Source organism: Streptomyces sp. NPDC058289 (genome assembly GCF_042880975.1).
GTDB classification, from domain to species: Bacteria; Actinomycetota; Actinomycetes; order Streptomycetales; family Streptomycetaceae; genus Streptomyces; species Streptomyces stoeckheimensis.
Map to the genome: position 1 here is coordinate 13,333 of NZ_JBHVYI010000007.1, position 18,780 is coordinate 32,112.

General features: G+C 73.0%; 20 protein-coding genes. 12 read left to right on the forward strand and 8 right to left on the reverse strand.

The window, feature by feature from the left end:
• Positions 1-6: 6 nt before the first annotated feature.
• Positions 7-1,569, reverse strand: coding sequence for an MFS transporter (locus tag ACFVX6_RS04990; RefSeq protein WP_389688042.1), 1,563 nt, complete (start codon positions 1,567-1,569; stop codon positions 7-9).
• Between the two features lie 116 nt (positions 1,570-1,685).
• Here ACFVX6_RS04990 and ACFVX6_RS04995 point away from each other — a divergent pair, with 116 nt between their 5' ends.
• Both ACFVX6_RS04995 and ACFVX6_RS05000 read left to right on the forward strand, forming a co-directional pair.
• Positions 1,686-2,618: a TetR/AcrR family transcriptional regulator C-terminal domain-containing protein gene (locus tag ACFVX6_RS04995; protein ID WP_389688044.1), complete on the forward strand. Its 933-nt coding sequence runs from the start codon at positions 1,686-1,688 to the stop codon at positions 2,616-2,618.
• Between the two features lie 97 nt (positions 2,619-2,715).
• Positions 2,716-4,056 carry an alpha/beta fold hydrolase gene (locus ACFVX6_RS05000; protein ID WP_389688046.1) on the forward strand — a complete coding sequence of 447 codons (1,341 nt, stop codon included), beginning with the start codon at positions 2,716-2,718 and terminating at the stop codon, positions 4,054-4,056.
• A gap of 30 nt (positions 4,057-4,086) precedes the next feature.
• Here ACFVX6_RS05000 and ACFVX6_RS05005 read toward each other — a convergent pair whose 3' ends face one another.
• The gene (locus ACFVX6_RS05005; RefSeq protein ID WP_389688048.1) at positions 4,087-4,608 is read right to left on the reverse strand and encodes a DUF3887 domain-containing protein; all 522 of its coding nucleotides are present in this window, start codon (positions 4,606-4,608) and stop codon (positions 4,087-4,089) included.
• A gap of 85 nt (positions 4,609-4,693) precedes the next feature.
• Positions 4,694-5,518, reverse strand: a complete 825-nt coding sequence (locus ACFVX6_RS05010; protein WP_389688050.1) for an MBL fold metallo-hydrolase — start codon at positions 5,516-5,518, stop codon at positions 4,694-4,696.
• Positions 5,519-5,536: 18 nt separating this feature from the next.
• Here ACFVX6_RS05010 and ACFVX6_RS05015 point away from each other — a divergent pair, with 18 nt between their 5' ends.
• Complete coding sequence (locus ACFVX6_RS05015) at positions 5,537-6,301, forward strand: PIG-L deacetylase family protein (protein ID WP_389688052.1); 765 nt, start codon at positions 5,537-5,539, stop codon at positions 6,299-6,301.
• A 23-nt stretch (positions 6,302-6,324) separates the two neighbouring features.
• Positions 6,325-7,158: an enoyl-CoA hydratase/isomerase family protein gene (locus ACFVX6_RS05020; RefSeq protein WP_389688054.1), complete on the forward strand. Its 834-nt coding sequence runs from the start codon at positions 6,325-6,327 to the stop codon at positions 7,156-7,158.
• On the opposite strand, the gene ACFVX6_RS05025 is transcribed toward ACFVX6_RS05020, so the two are convergent.
• The 4 genes from ACFVX6_RS05025 to ACFVX6_RS05040 form a co-directional block, all read right to left on the reverse strand.
• On the reverse strand, positions 7,145-7,948 hold the full coding sequence (locus ACFVX6_RS05025) for a hypothetical protein (RefSeq protein ID WP_389688056.1): 804 nt from the start codon (positions 7,946-7,948) through the stop codon (positions 7,145-7,147). The genes ACFVX6_RS05020 and ACFVX6_RS05025 overlap by 14 nt on opposite strands.
• Positions 7,949-8,027: 79 nt before the next feature.
• Positions 8,028-8,630, reverse strand: coding sequence for a TetR family transcriptional regulator (locus ACFVX6_RS05030; RefSeq protein WP_389688058.1), 603 nt, complete (start codon positions 8,628-8,630; stop codon positions 8,028-8,030).
• A gap of 136 nt (positions 8,631-8,766) precedes the next feature.
• Positions 8,767-9,687 (reverse strand): SDR family oxidoreductase, encoded by a 921-nt coding sequence (locus ACFVX6_RS05035; protein WP_389688060.1) that lies wholly within the window; start codon positions 9,685-9,687, stop codon positions 8,767-8,769.
• Positions 9,688-9,773: 86 nt separating this feature from the next.
• Positions 9,774-10,898, reverse strand: a complete 1,125-nt coding sequence (locus tag ACFVX6_RS05040; RefSeq protein ID WP_389688062.1) for a hypothetical protein — start codon at positions 10,896-10,898, stop codon at positions 9,774-9,776.
• Positions 10,899-11,136: 238 nt separating this feature from the next.
• Between ACFVX6_RS05040 and ACFVX6_RS05045 the strand changes: the two genes are divergently transcribed.
• The 3 genes from ACFVX6_RS05045 to ACFVX6_RS05055 are packed head-to-tail and all read left to right on the forward strand — an operon-like array spanning position 11,137 to position 14,461.
• On the forward strand, positions 11,137-12,135 hold the full coding sequence (locus tag ACFVX6_RS05045) for an NADPH:quinone oxidoreductase family protein (RefSeq protein ID WP_389688064.1): 999 nt from the start codon (positions 11,137-11,139) through the stop codon (positions 12,133-12,135).
• Positions 12,132-13,340 carry an acyl-CoA dehydrogenase family protein gene (locus ACFVX6_RS05050; protein WP_389688066.1) on the forward strand — a complete coding sequence of 403 codons (1,209 nt, stop codon included), beginning with the start codon at positions 12,132-12,134 and terminating at the stop codon, positions 13,338-13,340. Before ACFVX6_RS05045 ends, ACFVX6_RS05050 begins: the two co-directional genes overlap by 4 nt.
• Positions 13,337-14,461, forward strand: a complete 1,125-nt coding sequence (locus ACFVX6_RS05055) for an acyl-CoA dehydrogenase family protein (protein ID WP_389688068.1) — start codon at positions 13,337-13,339, stop codon at positions 14,459-14,461. Before ACFVX6_RS05050 ends, ACFVX6_RS05055 begins: the two co-directional genes overlap by 4 nt.
• A 24-nt stretch (positions 14,462-14,485) precedes the next feature.
• On the opposite strand, the gene ACFVX6_RS05060 is transcribed toward ACFVX6_RS05055, so the two are convergent.
• Positions 14,486-15,313: an alpha/beta fold hydrolase gene (locus ACFVX6_RS05060; protein WP_389688070.1), complete on the reverse strand. Its 828-nt coding sequence runs from the start codon at positions 15,311-15,313 to the stop codon at positions 14,486-14,488.
• A gap of 86 nt (positions 15,314-15,399) precedes the next feature.
• Between ACFVX6_RS05060 and ACFVX6_RS05065 the strand changes: the two genes are divergently transcribed.
• From ACFVX6_RS05065 to ACFVX6_RS05085, 5 genes are all read left to right on the forward strand, one after another.
• Complete coding sequence (locus tag ACFVX6_RS05065; RefSeq protein ID WP_389688072.1) at positions 15,400-16,011, forward strand: sigma-70 family RNA polymerase sigma factor; 612 nt, start codon at positions 15,400-15,402, stop codon at positions 16,009-16,011.
• Between the two features lie 178 nt (positions 16,012-16,189).
• Positions 16,190-16,801 (forward strand): trimeric intracellular cation channel family protein, encoded by a 612-nt coding sequence (locus ACFVX6_RS05070; protein WP_389688074.1) that lies wholly within the window; start codon positions 16,190-16,192, stop codon positions 16,799-16,801.
• A gap of 17 nt (positions 16,802-16,818) precedes the next feature.
• On the forward strand, positions 16,819-17,352 hold the full coding sequence (locus tag ACFVX6_RS05075; protein ID WP_389688076.1) for a GNAT family N-acetyltransferase: 534 nt from the start codon (positions 16,819-16,821) through the stop codon (positions 17,350-17,352).
• 72 nt (positions 17,353-17,424) lie between these two features.
• Positions 17,425-17,811, forward strand: a complete 387-nt coding sequence (locus ACFVX6_RS05080; RefSeq protein ID WP_389688078.1) for a tyrosinase family oxidase copper chaperone — start codon at positions 17,425-17,427, stop codon at positions 17,809-17,811.
• Positions 17,812-17,817: 6 nt separating this feature from the next.
• The gene (locus ACFVX6_RS05085) at positions 17,818-18,681 is read left to right on the forward strand and encodes a tyrosinase family protein (protein ID WP_389688080.1); all 864 of its coding nucleotides are present in this window, start codon (positions 17,818-17,820) and stop codon (positions 18,679-18,681) included.
• Positions 18,682-18,780: the final 99 nt, after the last annotated feature.

The window sequence follows — 18,780 nt, forward strand, 5'->3', positions numbered from 1 at the left end:
CGGCCGTCACGGCGCGAGGGTCGCGGGCCGCGGGTCGGCTGATGCCCCCGTTGGGCGCTTCGTCGTGCCCGCACCCCTCAGCCAGGTGAACGAGAAGAGGCCGGCACCGGCCATGACGACGGCGGCGCCGACGGCTGCGAGGCTCATCCCGTGCGTGAAGGCGTCACGCGCGGCCGTCAGTACGGCATCCGCGACCCCTTCGGGCAGCTGGGCCGCGGCGGCCGTCGCGCCGCCGAGCGTTTCGCGCACGGCTTCGGCCTGCGGCACCCCGGAGGGCAGCGCGTCCGCCATGTCCCGGCTGTAGACCGCTGCCCCGATGGATCCGAGGACGGCCATGCCCAACGCTCCGCCGAGCTCCTGGCCGGACTCCAGAACGGCCGCTGCCGATCCCGCGCGCTCCGGCGGGGCCGCTCCGAGGGCGAGTTCGTTGGCGAGGGTCATGGCGGAGACCAGGCCTCCTGCGTAGAGGGAGACACCGGCGAGGGTGAACCAGAGCGCGGAGTCGGCGCGCACCTGGGTCAGCCAGAGAAAGCCGCAACCGGAGAGGAGGAAGCCGCCGCCCATGACGTACGCACGGTCCAGGCGCTGTGCGAGCACAGCTCCCGCCGGCGCCGCGACGGCCACTCCCGCGGCCGGCACCATGCTCCACAGTGCGGCGTTGAACGGGCTCAGACCGAGGACGGACTGTAGGTACTGGGTGAGGAAGACGGCCATCCCGACCGTGGCGAACATCGCGAGGAGGTTGGCGAACACCGGACCGCCGAAGGTCCGCCGGCCGAGCAGGTCGAGGTCGATCACCGGATGCGCCAGGTGCTTCTGACGGCGTACGAAGACGGAACCGAGCACGATCCCCATGCCGATGGAGAGGGCGGGAAGCGGCTCGTACCCGTGCCGGGCCCATTCCTTGATGCCGTGGATGACCAGGAGCACGGCGCCGAGTGACAGCGCCGCGCTCGGCAGGTCGAAGCGCTCGCGCGTCGCCGACTTGAACTCCGGTACCAGGAACGGCACCAGCACGATCAGGAGCACCATCGCGGGCAGGTTGATCAGGAAGACCGAGCCCCACCAGAAGTGCTCCAGCAACAGACCGCTGACCACGGGCCCCAGCGAAATGCCCGTCGTCATGACGGCGGTCCACAGGGTCACCGCCTTGCCGCGCTGTTCCTCATCGTGGAAGAGGTTGCGGATCAGGGCGAGGGTCGAGGGCATCAGGGCGGCGCCGCCCAGCCCCAGCAGCGCGCGCACGGCGATGAGCAGTCCGGCCGTGTGCGCGTACGCGGCGGCGACCGAGGCCGCTCCGAAGAGCACCGCTCCCGCGAGCACCAGCGTGCGTCGGCCGATCCGGTCGCCGAGCGCACCCATCGTGATGAGGAGCCCTGCGAGGACGAAGCCGTACATGTCGAGGATCCACAACTGCTGCGTCGCGCTCGGCTCCAGATCCCGGCTGATGTAGGGGATCGCGAAATACAGGACCGAGACGTCCATCGAGACGAGGAGCAGGGGCAGCATCAGGACGCCGAGGGCAGTCCATTCCTTGCGCCCCGCGCGGGGGCCGGGTGTGTTCTCCATGAACAGGAGGGAACGGCGACCACGGCGTACGCCGCAAACACCTGCCTAGTGCACTCCGTCATTCCGTGGCCGTCAGCAGCCAGAAGGCCGTCCAAGCGCACTAGTACAGTGCGGTCATGGCCATGGAACCGCCCTACCTCCGCATCGCAGGCGAGATTCGTCGGCGGATCACCTCGGGCGAGCTTGCGCCCGGTGCGCGCATCCCTTCCACCCGGCGCATCACCCAGGAGTGGGGCGTTGCCATGGCAACCGCGACGAAAGCGCTCGCCACCCTGAACCAGGAGGGGTTGGTGCGTCCCGTACCCGGGGTCGGCACCGTCGTCGCCGAGTCGGGACGAGAACGGTCCTCGACTGCGCCTCACGGACTCACACGGGATCGCATCGTCCGCGCCGCGATCGCCCTCGTCGACACCGAAGGGCTCGGCGCACTCTCCATGCGCCGCGTCGCAACCGACTTCGGAGTCTCCACGATGGCGCTCTACCGTCACGTCCCCAGCAAGGGCGAGCTCGTACGGCTGATGTCGGAGACGGTCTTCGCCGGAGAACCGCCGGGGTCGCGGCCGCACGGCTGGCGGGCGCAACTGGAACGGGAAGTACGGTGGTTGTGGGTCCTGTACCAGCGCCATCCCTGGCTCGCACGGGCCATGGCCGCCCTCACCCGACCGATGGCCTCGCCCCACGCGATGCGGTACACCGAACGGGTACTCAGCGCCCTGAACGGCGTGGGGCTGACACCAACCCAGATCATCCACGTCCACCTCGCTCTCCTCGGATACGCCCAGGGGGTCGCGGCGGCCGTCGAGCTGGAGTCGCAAGCTCGGCAGGACACCGGAATGACCCCCGAGGAGTGGATGGCCTCGAACGAGCCGCGGATGGAAACGATCCAGACCGCCGGATCCTTTCCGGTCCTGTCCACGCTCTTCGGGGAGGAGCAGTTCGACCTCGATCTCGACACTCTGTTCGAGTTCGGGCTCGCGCGGATGCTGGACGGAGTCGCATCCGTCGTCGAGCAATCCACAGGCCCGACCTCTCCCGGGGGCCTCGCGTAAGCTCGGGCGGGCCTGTCGTTCCGGTTCGTCACCACCCACCGGCCCCGGGACGGCTGCCGCGTACACCACCGCACCGCGCCGACCCCAGGGACCTCCCGTGACCCCCGTGAACCCCGCGTCCTCCGAGAGCGCCGCCGCCGGCAGCTACCGCCAGCCCGGTGTCGTCCTCACCGACCACCACTTCACCGTCCCGCTCGACCACGCCCGCCCCGACGGCGAGCGGATCGAGCTGTACGCCCGCGAACTGGTCGCCACCGGCAAGGACCCCGAATCCCTGCCGTGGCTGCTCTACCTGGAGGGCGGACCCGGCTTCGGTGCCCGCCGGTTCGTCGGCCGGCAGGCGTGGCTGGAGCGGGCCCTCGACGAGTACCGGGTGCTGCTGCTCGACCAGCGCGGAACCGGCCGCTCCACGCCGGTCAACCGGCAGACCCTGCCGCTGCGCGGCGGCCCCGCGCAGCAGGCCGAGTACCTCGCCCACTTCCGCGCCGACTCCATCGTGCGCGACGCCGAGACCATCCGCCCCCTCCTCACCGGCGGCGCGCCCTGGACGGTCCTCGGCCAGAGCTTCGGCGGCTTCTGCGTCACCCACTACCTGGGTGCCGCCCCCGAGGGGCTGGCCGCCGCCCTCATCACCGGCGGGCTGCCCTCCCTCGACGCCACCGTCGCCGAGGTGTACGAAGCCGCGTACCCGCGCATCGAGCGCAAGAACCGGGCGCACTACGCCCGCTACCCCATGGACGTGGAGCGGGCCCGCCGCATCGCCGCCCACCTCGTCGAGCGCCCGGCCGAACTCCCCGGCGGATACCTGCTGACGGCCGAGGCCTTCCAGTCCCTCGGCCTGCTCCTCGGTGTTTCCGACGGCAGCCACCAGCTCCACTACCTGCTGGAGGACGCCTTCGTCCCCACCCCGGACGGACCCGCCCTCTCGGACGCCTTCCTGGAGGCCGTGCACGCCCAGCTCTCCTTCGCCGGGCACCCCCTCTACGCCCTGGTCCACGAGGCGATCTACGCCCAGGACCCGGGCGCGCCCATCGGCTGGGCCGCCGAGCGGGTCCGCTCCGGGCACCCGCGGTTCGACGCCGCGAAGACGCTCGCGGGCGCGGAGCCGTTGTACTTCACCGGCGAGACCATCCACCCCTGGCACTTCGACTGCGACCCGGCGCTCGCTCCGCTGCGCGAGACCGCCGAGCTGCTGCTGGCCCGCACCGGCTGGACCCCGCTGTACGACCGGGCGCGGCTCGCCGTGAACGAGGTGCCGGTGGCCGCAGCCGTCTACCACGACGACATGTACGTGGACACCGCACACTCCATGGCCACCGCCCGGGCGATCCGTGGCCTGAAGACCTGGGTGACGGACGAGTTCGAGCACGACGGGGTCCGCGCCGGAGGCCCGCGCGTACTGGACCGGCTGCTGGCGCTCGTACGCGACGAGGCCTGACCTCTCTGAATCCCAGTGAGGTAAAGGGAGTTACGGGACCGGGATGCCCGTGCGGAGGAAGTACAGACCGATGAGGTGTCCGCCTTCGTTGAAGGTGACGCGGAACTCTCCGGTCCCCTTCTCCATGTGCAGGGGCACGTTCACCACGGATCCGTGGACGGACGTGACCTGCCGGGGGTCCCCGTGCGACCGGTAGGGCCCGTACTGCACCTGGTAGTCCTTCCAGGCCTGTGCGAGCGCCTCGGGAGACGCTTGGTGGCGGAGGGTCTCGTCGAAGCGGGCCGAGACGGCGGCGAAGTCGCCCCGCACGACCTCGTCGAGGGTGTCGAGTGCGAGCCGCTCGTCATCGGCCCGCCCCGGAAGGGTCGTCACGGTCGGGGCCGTGACATCCGCGGGGACGCGGACCTGGGCCGCGGCGGGCAGGGAGCCGTTCGTCAGCAACATGGCAGCGGAGGCCAGTACGGCCGCGGGTGCGAGCCGAGCGAACCGGACGAGCCGTTGCTTCGCGCCACCCGTGGGGTGCTTGTCTGACAGCGGGACCGTGGCTTCCATGGATTCCTCCTTCGGAACGCCATCCTTCATGCTAGGGCGCCGCCCAAGCGGTCGCATGTCGGCTGCGGGCAGGTGCCCCGGGTGCTCAAGGGCCCGGTTCGGGCGGCTCCACGAAGGCCCGGGTCAGGTGCGCGGTGGCCAGCAGGGCGCGGCGGCGGACCGCCAGGGCCAGGAGCTCCTCGCGCGAGGAGCGGGCGGTGGCCCGGTCGCGTTCGTGGGAGTACGGGACCGCCGGATCGGCCAGCTGCACCGCGTGGACCAGTACGTCACCGGTGACCAGGACGTCCCGGCCCCGGCCCGGACCCCCGCCGGGCCCGGCGGACCCTTCCACCAGCACCGACTGGTGGCCGGGCGTGTGCCCGGGCGTCGGCAGCAGGGTGATGCCGGGAGCGAGCCGGTGCTCGCCGGCCACCTCCTGGAGCTGTCCGCTTGCCCGCAGCGGGGCCACCGTCCAGTCCCACACGGGATCCGCCCGGTCCAGGGCCGCCACTTCCGCGCTCTGTACGAGGTACCGCGCGTCGGGGAAGAACGGCCGGCCGGCGGCGTCCTGCGTCCAGCCGGTGTGGTCCTCGTGCAGGTGGGTCAGGACCACCGCCTCCACGTCGGCCGGGGCGATCCCGGCCTCCCCGAGCGCGGCGGGCAGCCGGCCCGGTACCGGGGCCCAGCCGGACGCCGGGCCCTGCGCCGGGCCGACCCCCGCGTCGATCAGCACCCAGCGGCCGCCCGGCCGGGACACGGCGAAGCAGCGGAAGTCCAGCCGCCAGGAGCCGTCCGGCCCGGCCGCGCCCGGATCCAGCAGCGCGGCCCGCTCCCAGGCGGCGGCGCCCGCCCCCGGGAAGGCCGTGACCGCGGGCTCGAAGAACGACCCGGTGGCGTCGAGAAGGGCCACCACCTGCCCTTGTGTGTCCATTGGCCTATTGTGCGACGTATGAACGAACGACTGGACGGGCCCGCCCCCTTGGAGCCCATGCCCACCGACTGGCAGCGTGCGCTGGCCGTCGTGGCGCACCCGGATGACCTGGAGTACGGCTGCGCGGCGGCCATCGCGGACTGGACGGACGGCGGCCGCGAGGTCGTCTACCTGCTCGCCACGCGCGGCGAGGCCGGCATCGACACCATCGACCCCGCCGCGTGCGCCCCGCTGCGCGAGGCGGAGCAGCGTGCGAGCGCGGCCGTCGTCGGCGTGCCCACGGTGGAGTTCCTCGACCACCGCGACGGGGTCCTCGAGTACGGCCTGGACCTGCGCCGGGACATCGCGGCGGCCATCCGGCGCCACCGCCCCGAGCTGGTGATCACGATGAACCACCGCGACACCTGGGGCGGGGCCGAGGGCGGCGGCTACTGGAACACCCCGGACCACAAGGCGGTCGGCCGGGCCACCCTGGATGCGGCCGGCGACGCCGGCAACCGCTGGATCTTCCCCGAACTCCTCACGGAACAGGGCCTGGAGCCGTGGAACGGGGTGCGCTGGGTGGCGGTGTCCGGTACCACCACGCCCACGCACGCGGCCGATGCGGGCCCCGGCCTGGAGCGTTCGGTGAAGTCCCTGATGGAGCACAAGGCGTACATCGCCGCGCTGACGGACGAGGACCCGGAGGCGTACGTACGCACGTTCCTGACGGGCAACGCCCAGCAGGCGGCGGCCCGGTTCGGTGGCCGTCCGGCAGTGCCGTTCGAGGTCTTCCCGCGCTGAGCGGAGCGACCTAGGGTGTCCGCGTGATCGACACCATCAGCACGGAGATCGCGGAGGGTGAGGAACGGATCCGTCTGGACGTCGCGGACGGGATCGCGGAACTCACCCTCTGCCGGCCGGAGAAGCTCAACGGCTGGAGCTGGGAATCCACGCGCCAGCTGGGCCTGCTCGCGGACCGGATCCGCTTCGACCCCGCCGTACGGGTGGTCCTGCTGCGGGCCGAGGGCCGGGCGTTCTGCGCGGGCATCGACGTGACGGCCCCGGGCGGCGCGATCACCGGCGGCTCGGCGGCCGAGCGCAACCGCAACTACTACGAGGGCATCCGCTGGGTCCACGAACGCTTCGCGGTCCTGGCCCGGCTTCCGCAGCCGGTCGTGGCGGCCGTGCAGGGGTACTGTCTGGGCTTCGGCTTCGAACTGGCCCTGATGGCGGACGTCCGAGTCGCCGCGCAGGATGCCGTCTTCGCCCTGCCCGAGGCCCAGTTGGGGGTGGCGGTGGACGCGGGCGGCGACCTGCGCATCGCTCGCGAGGCGGGCGCCGGCTGGGCCAAGTTCCTTGCCCTGACCGGCCGCCGCATCGACGCCCGGACGGCGGAGCGCCTGAACCTCGTCCAGCAGGTGGTCCCCGCGGAGGAGTTGGAGGCGGTCGCCCGCAAGCTCGCGGCGGAGATCGCGGCCAACGCCCCGCTCGCCGTCCAGGGCATCAAGCGCGCGATCGACTCCTACGCGGACGCCGCCCTCCCCGCGGCCCTCGACCGCGTGGCGATGACGGCGGCCCTCACCCTCACCTCGGAGGACTCCCGCGAGGGCTACACCGCCAAGGCGCAGCGCCGGCCCCCGCACTTCACCGGAGGCTGAGCACCGGCCGGACGGAGAAGGCCTCCCAGGCGGACTCGCCCTCCGGTCCGTACACGAACTCGGCCATCGCCGGGTTGCGGTTCGCCGTGGCCAGCGTCAGCCAGGCCCACAGGTCCCCGTACCCGCCGCACACGGACTCGCCGCCGTCTCCGCCGTGGACGGCGCCCCGGTCGCCGCTCAGTTCGGCGGCGTAGGAGTCGTGGGCGATGCGCAGGCCGAAGGCGTTGGGCTCGCACCGTGGTGCGAACGTGCCGCTGCCGTAGGAGGGTTCGCCGATCGGGCAGGTGTCGCCCCACCGGAAGAGGGTGCGCGCCCCGGCCCCGCAGGCGTGTTCCCACTCGTCGGCGCCGGGCATCCGCAGTCCGCGCCCCGCGAGCACCGCGGGCATGTCGGCGGGGGGTTCGTCGAGCGGCTCGTTCTCCACGGCCATGAACACCGTCGCCAGGGTGACGGTCCGGGGCGGGCTCAGCAACTCGGCGAGGTGGGCCTTGAGATCGGGGCCGTAGCCGTACTCCTCGGCCAGGCTCCGCTCGAAGTCGGCGGTCTGCTCCGGCGTCGGCTCCCAGGCGTCCAGATCGAACCCGAGCCGGACGCTTCCCCCGGGTATCAGGGCGAACTCCCGCCCGTCCCGCTCGACGAACACGCGGTGCAGCGGGCTGCCGAGGTGCGGGACGGCATCGATCAGGCTCACCCGGGCGCCCACCAGGTCGGCGGCTTCCCGGGCGAACCGGTGGACGTCCGGCAGGGCGAGCGAGCGCCACCGGTCAAGGGTCAGATCAGCGTGGGACATGCGGTCCATGGTGCCCCGGACCACTGACAACGGGGGGCACCGCCCGTGCACCCCGTGCACCGCCGGCCACCGGGGCCCGCTACTCCTCCAGGCGCAGGAGGGCCAGCGCGCGCGCCGAGACCGCCGGGAGGGGTTCGTGACCGCCTTCGGAAGCCCAGTGCTCGAGGGCGACGGTGACCGCGTCGATGAGGACGGCTGCCAGAACACGGGTCTCCAGGGCGGATTCCGGGCGCCCCGTGCGGGCCGCGAGGACCGGCACCAGACGGTCCTGCATCGCGCGGGCGGCCGCGAGCCAGCGCATGCGGATCTCCGGGACGCCGCCCATCACCTGGATCAGGCGGGCCGTCTGGCCGGGGCCCTCGTAGCGCGTGCCCGCAGTGGCGGTGGTGAAGGCGGCCTGGACCGCTTCGGTGAGGGGCTCCGACGCGGGGCGCAGGGCGAGTTCCTCGACCAGGGTGGAGACGCCGGCGGTCAGGACCGGGGTCAGCGCGTCCTCCTTCGTCGGGCAGTACCGGTAGAAGGTGCGCAGCGAGATGCCGGCCGCCCGCGCGACGTCCTCGACCGTGGTGGCCTCGAACCCCCGCTCGGAGAACAGGTCGGCAGCCGCCTCCGCGATCTCGTACCACGTGGCCTCCCTGCGCCGTGCCGTCAATGACGGGCGGCCCGTGCTCGCCGTGCTCACCGCAACACCTCCAAGGGGTGGATGGGGGCTGTAGACGGGGTCAATGTGCCACACGATCGCACCATGGCGTGTCGTGCCGAAATGACGTAACGGGCCGGAAGGAGCGCGTACCTCCACGCCCTGCCACCACGCCACGTCACGGGACGAACGGCCCCCGCCCCAACTGGTCGCGTACCGGTATCACTTCGGGGTTGACGAGCGAGCGTCGCTGCCAGTTCGCCCCGTCCACCACCAGAGTGTGGCCGGTGATGAAGCGGGCGTAGGGCGAGGCCAGGAAGGTGGCGGCCCAGCCCAGTTCGCGCGGTGCGCCGACCCGCAGGGCGGGCTGTCTGGTGTCCTTGTCGTCCGGGGCTGCCCGCTCCAGGCCGCCCCGGATGTCCTCCGTCATGTCCGAGTGCGGGAACAACCCCGGGACCAGGCCGTTGATCTGGATGCCGTACGGGCCCCACTCGACGGCGAGGGTCTCGACGAGGTTCTTCACCCCCGCCTTGGCGGCGGCGCTGTGCGCGTAGCCGGGCCCGCCGGTCCAGGCGTAGGAGGCGCCGATGTTCACGATGGACCCGGCGCTGCCCGCGGCGAGGTGGCGGCGGCCGAACTCCCGCGTCACGAACCAGGTGCCGGTCAGGGTGATGTCGACCACTGCCCGCCAGGCGTTGGGGGACAAGTCCTCGGCCGGACAGGGGAAGTTGGCGGCGGCGTTGTTGACGAGCACGTCCGGGACCCCGCCGAAGGCCGCCCCGGCCGCGTCGAAGACCTCGGCGACCCGCTCGGGATCGCGGATGTCGCAGACGGCGGCCGTCACCCGGCCCGCTCCGGGGACGGCCGCCAGCTCTTCCTGGGCGGACTTCAGCTGCTCGATCCGGCGGCCGGCGATCACCAGATCCGCGCCGAGCCGTGCGAACTCGGTGGCGATGGCCTTGCCCAGCCCGGTCCCGCCGCCGGTCACGAGCACCGCCCGGCCGGTGAACGTGCCGGGCGGCAGGGCGGCCGAACCGAGCGGCGGGGGCGCGGGCAGGCCGCGCAGAGGGTTTTCCGGTCGGCCATCGATGTTTTTCATGCGGCCATCGATAGCGTGCGAACGCTCAGATCGCCATGGCCTGGACAACGGCCACGTGCCCGGGCCTACGTGCCGTTCGCCCGGCCCTACGGCTGCGGCAGGTACGCCTGCTTGCTCGCGCAGGTCCAGACGACCGGCCTGAGCTTGCCGTTCGCGTTCACGGCCGATCCGCCGACCCGGTCGCCGTCGGAGACCGCCTCCGCCGTGCTGGCGCCGTTCGCCGCGAGCCGGGGGAGCGCGAGGACCGGACCGGAGCCGGGCCACAGCTGCGCCTGGTCGGGCAGGGTCTGCGATTCCGGGTGGAACTTGGCCGTGCCGACGCTCACGCCGGTCGTCGGGCTGATCGCCTCGAAGGTCCCGTACGGGTGCGTGTTCAGCACCCCGGGGGAGGAGGCGGGGCCGGTGTGCGGCGGGGTCCAGACGAAGGGCTTGTACTCGTGCCAGGGGCCGAGCCAGTCGTAGCCGACCACCCGGCCGCTCTCGTCCATGTCCTGCACGTAGCTGTCCTCGAACCCGCCGCCGCCGCTCGGCGCCAGGGCCCGGGCCGGCGAGCCGTCCGCGGGCCAGATCAGCGGGTAGTTCCACCACTTGTGCTGGCCCGTCTCGGGCACCTCGTAGTCCTGCTCCGCCAGCCCCAGGACGTCGCCCGTGGTGTTGATCGCGGTGATCATCTTGATGCGGGTGCCGGGGCCGCTGTCGGCGGGCAGCGGGAGCTCCCGCACCTTCAGGCCGTCCTTCCAGACCGTGCCGACCCCCTGCGCGGTGGTGGAGACGACGTACCCGGCGTCGTTGACATCGGCCTCGATGTCCGGCCGGCCGCTTCCGGGGAGCGGGGTGACCGCCGCGTCCCCGGCCCGGTAGGTGAAGAGGTGGCCGGTCTCGCCGGTCACCCGGCCCAGCATCAGCCCGCTCCGGTTGACGGCGATCACCTCGCCCGTGCGGGTGGCGTCGCCCAGCGGGACCCGGTGGAGCCTGGTGCCGGTCCAGTACACCGGCTTGTTGCCGGAGAAGCCGACGGAGAGACGGCCCGCACCGAGGTCCAGGACCCCCTGCGTCGGTGCGGAGTCCGGGACGTAGGTGTCGGGCGCCAGATGTCCCAGTACCTGTATCTTCGGCGTGCACTTCGCCTCGGCGGCCGCGGCAGGGCCCGCCGCGGTGACCAGACCCGCCAGGACGGCGGCGGCAGCGGTAGCGGACGTGCTTCTTCTCATGTGACGGTTCCCCCTGGACTCGTGGACGTGCTGTTCCCCGTTAAGTCATGACACGTGCACGCCACATGCTGCCCGAAGGCTTGCGGGAAGTGGCCGGATTTACGGGAGTGGCCGGGGAGGATCCGGATGCACGGACCGGGTTCGAGGATCTCGGTCGGTCCCACCGGTTCACAGCAGTGCAAGCGACCGCTTAGTATGCCCGCGAGGCGTGGTTCCCGTCGGCGGCTGGAGGCCCCGGATGCAGGCATGGCGAGTACACACCCCCGGCGAGCCCCGCGAGGCCATGTGCCTCGAAGAGGTTCCCGAACCGGTGCCCGGCGAGGGCGAGGTGAGGCTCAAGGTGCTCGCCGCCAACGTCAACTTCCCCGACGCGCTGCTCGTGCGCGGCCAGTACCAGATCCGCCCGCCGCTCCCCTTCACCCCCGGCGTCGAGATCTGCGGCGAGACCGACGACGGCCGTCGTGTCATCGCCAACCCGAGCCTGCCGCACGGCGGTTTCGCCGAGTACGTCACCGCCCCCGCGCGCGCCCTGCTCCCCGCGCCGGACAGCCTCGACGACGCTGAGGCGGCCGCCCTGCACATCGGCTACCAGACGGGCTGGTTCGGCCTGCACCGCCGGGCCCGGATCCAGGCCGGCGAGGCCCTCCTCGTGCACGCCGCCGCCGGCGGGGTCGGCAGCGCCGCCGTCCAGCTCGGCAAGGCCGCCGGAGCCACCGTCATCGGCGTCGTCGGCGGCAAGGCCAAGGTGCGCGTCGCCGAAGAGCTCGGCTGCGATCTCGTCATCGACCGCACCAGCGAGGAACTGGTCGCCCGCGTCAAGGAGTTCACCGGAGGACGCGGGGCCGACGTGGTCTACGACCCGGTCGGCGGCGAGGCCTACACCGCCTCGGCCAAGTGCGTGGCCTTCGAAGGCCGGATCATCGTGGTCGGCTTCGCGAGCGGCACCATCCCCGCGCCCGCGCTGAACCACGCCCTCGTCAAGAACTACGCGATCCTCGGCCTCCACTGGGGCCTGTACGCCGCCAAGGACCCGGCAGCGATCGCCGCCTGCCACGCCGAGCTCACCCGGCTCGCCGCCGACGGCTCCATCAAACCGCTGGTCAGCGAGCGGGTACCGCTCGCCGGAGCCGCGGACGCCGTGCAACGCCTCGCCGACGGGACCACCACCGGCCGGGTGGTCGTCGTACCGGCCCTGGACGCCACGCTGCCCGCCTCCCCGGCAGGGGGCTCCCGATGACGGCCGCCGCGCTCACCGCCGACCAACTGCGTGCCCGGGTACGGGAACTGCTCTCCGCGCACCCGCCCGCCACCACCGCACGAGCGGCGTTCCTGGGGGCCCGCTTCGACGCCGGACTCGCCTGGGTGCACTACCCCGAAGGCCTCGGCGGCCTCGGTGCGACCCGCTCCCTGCAGGCCGTCGTGGACGCCGAGCTGGAGGCGGCCGGAGCCCCCGACAACGACCCGCGCCGGATCGGCATCGGCCTCGGCATGGCCGCGCCCACGATCCTCGCGTACGGCACCGAGGAGCAGAAGCGGCGCTTCCTGCGCCCGCTGTGGCTCGGCGAGGAAGTGTGGTGCCAGCTCTTCAGCGAGCCCGGCGCCGGCTCCGACCTGGCCGCCCTCGGCACCCGCGCGGTGCGCGAGGGCGGGGACGGGGGCGGCGGGGACTGGGTGGTGGACGGCCAGAAGGTGTGGACCTCCAGCGCCCACACCGCCCGCTGGGCCATCCTGATCGCCCGTACCGACCCGGCGCTGCCCAAGCACCAGGGCATCACCTACTTCCTGTGCGACATGACGGCGCCCGGCGTCGAGGTGCGTCCGCTGCGCCAGATCACCGGCGAGGCCGAGTTCAACGAGGTCTTCCTGACCGGTGTCCGGATCCCCGACGCCCACCGCCTCGGCGAGGTCGGCCAGGGCTGGGCGGTGGCCCGCACCACCCTGATGAACGAACGCGTCTCCATCGGCGGCATGCGGATCCCGCGCGAGGGCGGAATGATCGCCCCGGTCGCCGCCGCCTGGCGCGAGCGGCCGGAGCTGCGGACGCCCGACCTGCACCAGCGGCTGCTGGAGCTGTGGGTCGAAGCCGAGGTCGCCCGGCTGACCGGAGAGCGGCTGCGCCAGCAGCTCGCCCAGGGCCAGCCCGGTCCCGAGGGCTCGGGCATGAAGCTGACCTTCGCCCGGCTGAACCAGGAGATCAGCGGGCTGGAGGTGGAACTCCTGGGCGAAGAGGGCCTGCTGTACGAGGACTGGACCCTCCGCCGCCCCGAGATCGTCGATTTCACCGGCCGCGACGCCGGTTACCGCTACCTGCGCGCCAAGGGCAACAGCATCGAGGGCGGCACCAGCGAAATCCTCCTCAACATCGTCGCCGAACGCGTCCTCGGCCTGCCCGCCGAGCCGCGCGACGACAAGGACCTCGCCTGGAAGGACCTGGCCCGATGAGCTCTCCCGCCGCAGCTCCGCTGGACCTGCTGTACTCCGAGACCGAGGAGGAACTCCGCACGGCGGTACGGTCCCTGCTCGCCGCCCGCTGCGACTCCGCGGCCGTCCTCTCCCGGATCGAGGGACCCGAGCCCCACGACCCCGAACTGTGGCGGGTGCTCGCCGCCGGGATCGGCGCGGCGGGACTCCTCGTACCGGAGAAACTGGGCGGGCAGGGGGCGGGCCACCGGGAGGCGGCCGTCGTCCTGGAGGAGCTAGGCCGGGCCGCGGCGCCGGTCCCGTACCTCACGAGCGCGGTCCTGGCGACGGAGATCCTGCTCGGCTGCGAGAGCGCGGAGTCCGCCGACCTCCTGCGGGAGCTCGCGGCGGGCCGCCGCGTCTGCGTGCCCGCGCTGCCCCTGACCCTGGCCCCGGGCGCGCCCCTGCCGACACCGGTACGGGACTCCGGCGCGGGCTCGCTCGCCGGGAGCGTCGGCTCCGTCGCCGACGCCGTCTGCGCGGACGTGCTGCTGGTCCTCGCCGACACCGGGCTGTACGCCGTCCCGGCCGACGCGGCGGGGGTCTCGCGCACCCCGCTGGTGGCGCTGGACCTGACCCGCCCCCTGGCCACCGTCCACCTCGACGGAGCCGCCGGAACCCGGCTCGCCGACCCGGCCACCGCCCGCGCGGCCATTGCCGGAGCACTGCTCTCGGGCGCCGGGCTGCTCGCTTCGGAACAGCTCGGGATCGCCGAGTGGTGCCTGACGGAGACGGTGGCGTACCTGCGCACCCGCCACCAGTTCAACCGCCCCCTCGGCTCCTTCCAGGCCCTCAAGCACCGCCTCGCCCGGCTGTGGCTGGACGTGGCCTCCGCCCGCGCGGCGGCCCGCGCCGCGGCCGACGCCCTCGCGACCGGCGCCGCCGACGCGCCGCTCACGGTGGCGGTGGCCCAGGCCTACTGCTCGGGCGTGGCGGTCCGGGCCGCCGAGGAGTGCGTGCAGCTCCACGGCGGCATCGGCATGACCTGGGAACACCCGGCGCACCTGTACCTCAAGCGCGCCAAGGCCGACTCCCTGGCCCTGGGCACGGCCGGCCACCACCGCGGCCTGGTCGCGGACTTCGCGGAGCTTCCGGCGCCGTAGGCGGCGAGCGGATCGTTCGGGTCGTTACCCCAGGAACGCCGCGACGGCCGCCGCGAACCGTCCGGCATCGTCGACCCAGGGGTAATGGCCCGCTCCGGCCTGCACCGAGAGCGTGGCGTCGGGGAACAGTGCCGCGAGCTCGGCCGTCGACCGAGGGGGGCTGTTCAGGTCGAACTCCCCGGTGAGCAGCAGGACGGGTGCCTCGAAGGACGCGAGCGCCGCCCGGGTGTCCTCCGGGGTGAAAGCGCCGTCGGCGCCGAAGTGGGCGACGGCCTCCCGGTTGACCGGCAGGCCGGCGGCGTGGTGCTCCCGTGCCGCGCCGTCCCACCGGCCGCAGAAGAAGGGGGCGAGGGCGTCCCAGTCGCTGCCCGTGCCCGCGGAGACGGCCTCCAGGGCGGCGAACGCCGCCGGGAACCACGGCTCGTCCTTGCGCAGCCGCGCCAGTTCGAGCCGCATCGCGCCGGTGATCTCGATCCCGACGGCCCGGGTGCTCGGGCCGATCAGGGCGAGCTTGCCGACGCTGCGGGGGTACCGGGCCGCGTACCCCATCGCGACGTTCGCCCCGGCGGAGTGGGCGAGCAGGTCGGTGCGGGCGAGCCCGAGGTGTGCGCGCAGCGCCTCCACGTCCTCGACGAGCCGGTCGCACCGGTAGGAGGCGGTGTCCTCGGGAACCGCCGACCCGCCGGTGCCGGGCAGGTCGAGGAGGATCAGCCGGCGGTGGCGGGACAGGCCGCCGAGGTCGCCGAGGTAGCGGGAGCCCGTAGGTCCTCCGGGGATGCAGACGACCGGGTCGCCGTCTCCGATCGTGCGGTAGGCGAGCCGGGTTCCATCGGGTGAGCAGAAGGTGGGCATGGACGCAGCCTGCCAGTCATAACCAAGTTGTACAACCCGGTTATGATCGGTGCCTCCGGAGCGCGGTTCCGGTGTATAACCGAGCTATGACAGGTGAAGAGGGTGCGCGCCGGATCCCCGAGTCGCTGACGGAGGAGCAGGCCGGGCGGATGCTGGCGGAGATGAACGAGGTCATCCGCGCGGGCGAGGAGATGCGCAAGCTGCGCACCGAGATGATCAAGGTGTTCACCGGTCTCGGCTGGACTCAGGACAAGATCGCCCAGCTCACCGCCATGAGTCAGCCCGCCGTGTCGAAGCAGGTGGCGAAGTACAAGGCGGAGGACCCGCTCCCGCCGATCGGACTCTCCCTCGACCAGGGCGACGCGCCGTGGCTCGAAGGGCGCCTGTGGGGCCTGGCCGAGGAGATCGCCGAGGCGCACCCGGACACCGCGCGCTGTGCCCGGCACGTCGATGCCATCGCCCGGGGGAAGAAGCGCTTCACCCCCCGGGACGTGGACGAGCTGCGCCGCCTCGTCGAGGAGGACCTGAGGCTGCACCGGGAGGACCTGCCCGGCAGCTACCAGGAGGCGTACGACGCGATCAGCCGCGGCCTCGACGTCCCCTCGGGGGCCACCGCGGACACCCCGGCCTCCCCGCCCTCCGTGCGCCGCACCCTCGCCCACCGGATCCAGCGCGACCGGCTCGGCGACGGTGCCTGACGGGAGGTTCGGTTCGGGAGGTAGGGCGGGGGCGGGGCGACGGCGGGGACGGGGCGACGGCGGGGACGGGGACCGGCTGCATCCGCACCGCCGCTCTGGCCGAACGGCCGATGCGGGCACCCGGGCGGATCCGGCAACCTCGACGGGTCCCCTCGTCCCGCCCCTCGAAGGAGGCGCCATGTTGCACGCCCTCTACCTCCTCGGCATCGCCGCCTTCGCCGCCTCCGGCGTCCTGGCCGCCCACCGGGCCAACATGGACCCCTTCGGCGGGCTCGTCCTCGCCTTCGCGGCCAGCATCTCCGGCGGGACCCTGCGCGACCTCATCCTCGGCCGGCACCCGCTCTACTGGACCCACGACTGGGTGCTCCTCGTCCTCATCGGGTCCGTCGCCGTCGCCACCATGCTCTACCTGCGCCGCCGCGAGCTCCCGCACCGCGCGCTCATGGTCGTCGACGCCGTCGGCCTCGCCGTGGTCACCGTGATCGGAGCCCGCGCCGCCATCGACGCGCACGTCACCCCCGTCGCCGTGCTCATCCTGGCCGTCCTGACGGGCGTCACCGGCGAGGTCGTCCGCGACGTGCTCTGCGGGGAGTTCCCGCCGCTGCTGCTGCGCGAAGAGGTGTACGCGACCGCCGCGCTCGCCGGGGCGCTCTCCTACCTCGGCCTGCACTGGGCCGGCGTGCCGGACACCGCCAACATCGTGGTGTCGGCCGGCCTCGTCTTCGCCCTGCGCATGACCGCGATCTTCCGCGATCTGCACCTGCCCCGGCTCCAGCGCACCACCGCCTGATCCCTATCCTCGGTCGGATGAACCCCTCCCTCACCCGGATCGACGACGCCGCCGCCCTGACCGCACACCGCGAGGAGCTCGCCGCCCTGCTCCTCGCCGTCGTGCGCGCAGGCTCCTCCATCGGCTTCCTCGCCGACCTCGACCACCGGGAGGCCGCCGCCTGGTGGGATTCCCTGCGCCCCGCCGTCGAGGAGGGCTCGCTCGCCCTGTGGGTGTCCCGGGGGCCGGACGGCCGGGTCGACGGCACCGTCAGCTGGAGCCGGGAAACGAAGCCCAACGGCCGTCACCGTGCCGAGGTCCGCAAGCTCATGGTCCACCCCGGGGCCCGCGGCCGCGGCACCGGCCGCGCGCTCCTCGCCGAAGCCGAGGCCGCCGCGGCCCGCGCCGGGGTGGTGCTGCTGTTCCTCGACACCGAGAGCGGCAGTGCGGCCGAGCGGGTGTACCGCGCCGCCGGATGGACCGAGGCCGGATCCATCCCCGACTACGCCGCCGACCCGGCCGGCCGCCTGGTGGCGACCACCCTCTACTACAAACACACCGAACAGGAGTAGGTGCTCCCGGTGACCTCGCCCGCCGCGCCGCGTTAGACCCGTAGCCACCGGCCACCGAGCGAGGGAGACCGTATGTACGCAGCACCCGCCGCACCACTCACCCGCCGCGCGGTCCTCCGTACGGCCTTCACCGCGGCCGTGTTCGCCGGCACGGCCGCGGCGCTGGCCCCCGTACTGCGGGCCCGCCGTCCCCGGCAGACGCTCACACCGGCCCCGCTGACCCCGGCGGGCGAGGAGACGTACCGCGGCCGGCACATCGCCGTCGACCCGGCGGGGACCTCCGTCCGCATCGACGGCCGTGCCCTGCACGTCATGCGCCGCTCCGACGGCACGTACCTGAGCGGGATCAACCACTTCCAGTCCTACGCGACCCCGCTGGAGCTGGCCCGCGCGGCCGTCGACGAACTGGGCACCACTCAGCTGGCGTTCGCCGCCGCGCACCACGGGGGACAGGAGTAGCAGGGCGTGTACATCCGGCAGAACCAGAAGAACCTGACCAGTGCGCAGAAGAAGCGCTTCACGGCGGCCGTGATCGAGCTCAAGCGCAACGGCACCTACGACGCGTTCGTCCGCACCCACGACAAGTACTTCGTCCCCGACCGGGACCGCAAACTGCGCGTCGGGCACATGTCGCCGTCCTTCTTCCCCTGGCACCGGCGCTACCTGCTGGAGTTCGAACGGCAGCTCCAGGCCGTCGACCCGGGCGTCACCATCCCGTACTGGGACTGGACCACCGACAACAGCCCGGCCTCCTCCCTGTGGGCCGAGGACTTCCTCGGCGGGACCGGCCGGGAGAGCGACCGCCAGGTGATGACCGGCCCGTTCGCCTACGGCAAGGGCAACTGGACCGTCACGGTCGGCATCACGGAGGCCGCCTTCCTCACCCGCAACCTGGGCCGGCCGCAGAACCCGATCAGCCTGCCGACCCCGGCCGAGCTCCAGTGGGCGATCGACGACCCGCTGTACGACAGCTCCCCCTGGGACTCGACGGCCGGGCGCGGGGGCTTCCGCAACAAACTGGAGGGCTGGGCCGCCCCGAAGAGCGAGAAGTGGCGCAACCACAACAAGGTGCACCAGTGGATCGGCGGCCACATGACCGGCGGCACGGCCCCCAACGACCCGGCATTCTGGCTGCACCACGCCTTCGTGGACCTGCTCTGGGACCGCTGGCAGCAGCGGCACCCGGCCTCCGGCTACCTGCCCGCGGCCCCGCTCGCCCTCGGTGACCTCCAGCGCGGCCGGGTGATCGCCCTCGACGAGGCGATGCCGCCGTGGGACGTCACCCCGCGCGAGATGCTCGGCCACCAGGGGATCTACCGCTACGAGTGAGCCCCGGCGACCGCGTCGCAGCCGGGTGCACCGGGCCACGAGTCGATGACGACACCGGGACACGAGGAAGGGCCCCCGCCGTACGGCGGGGGCCCTTCG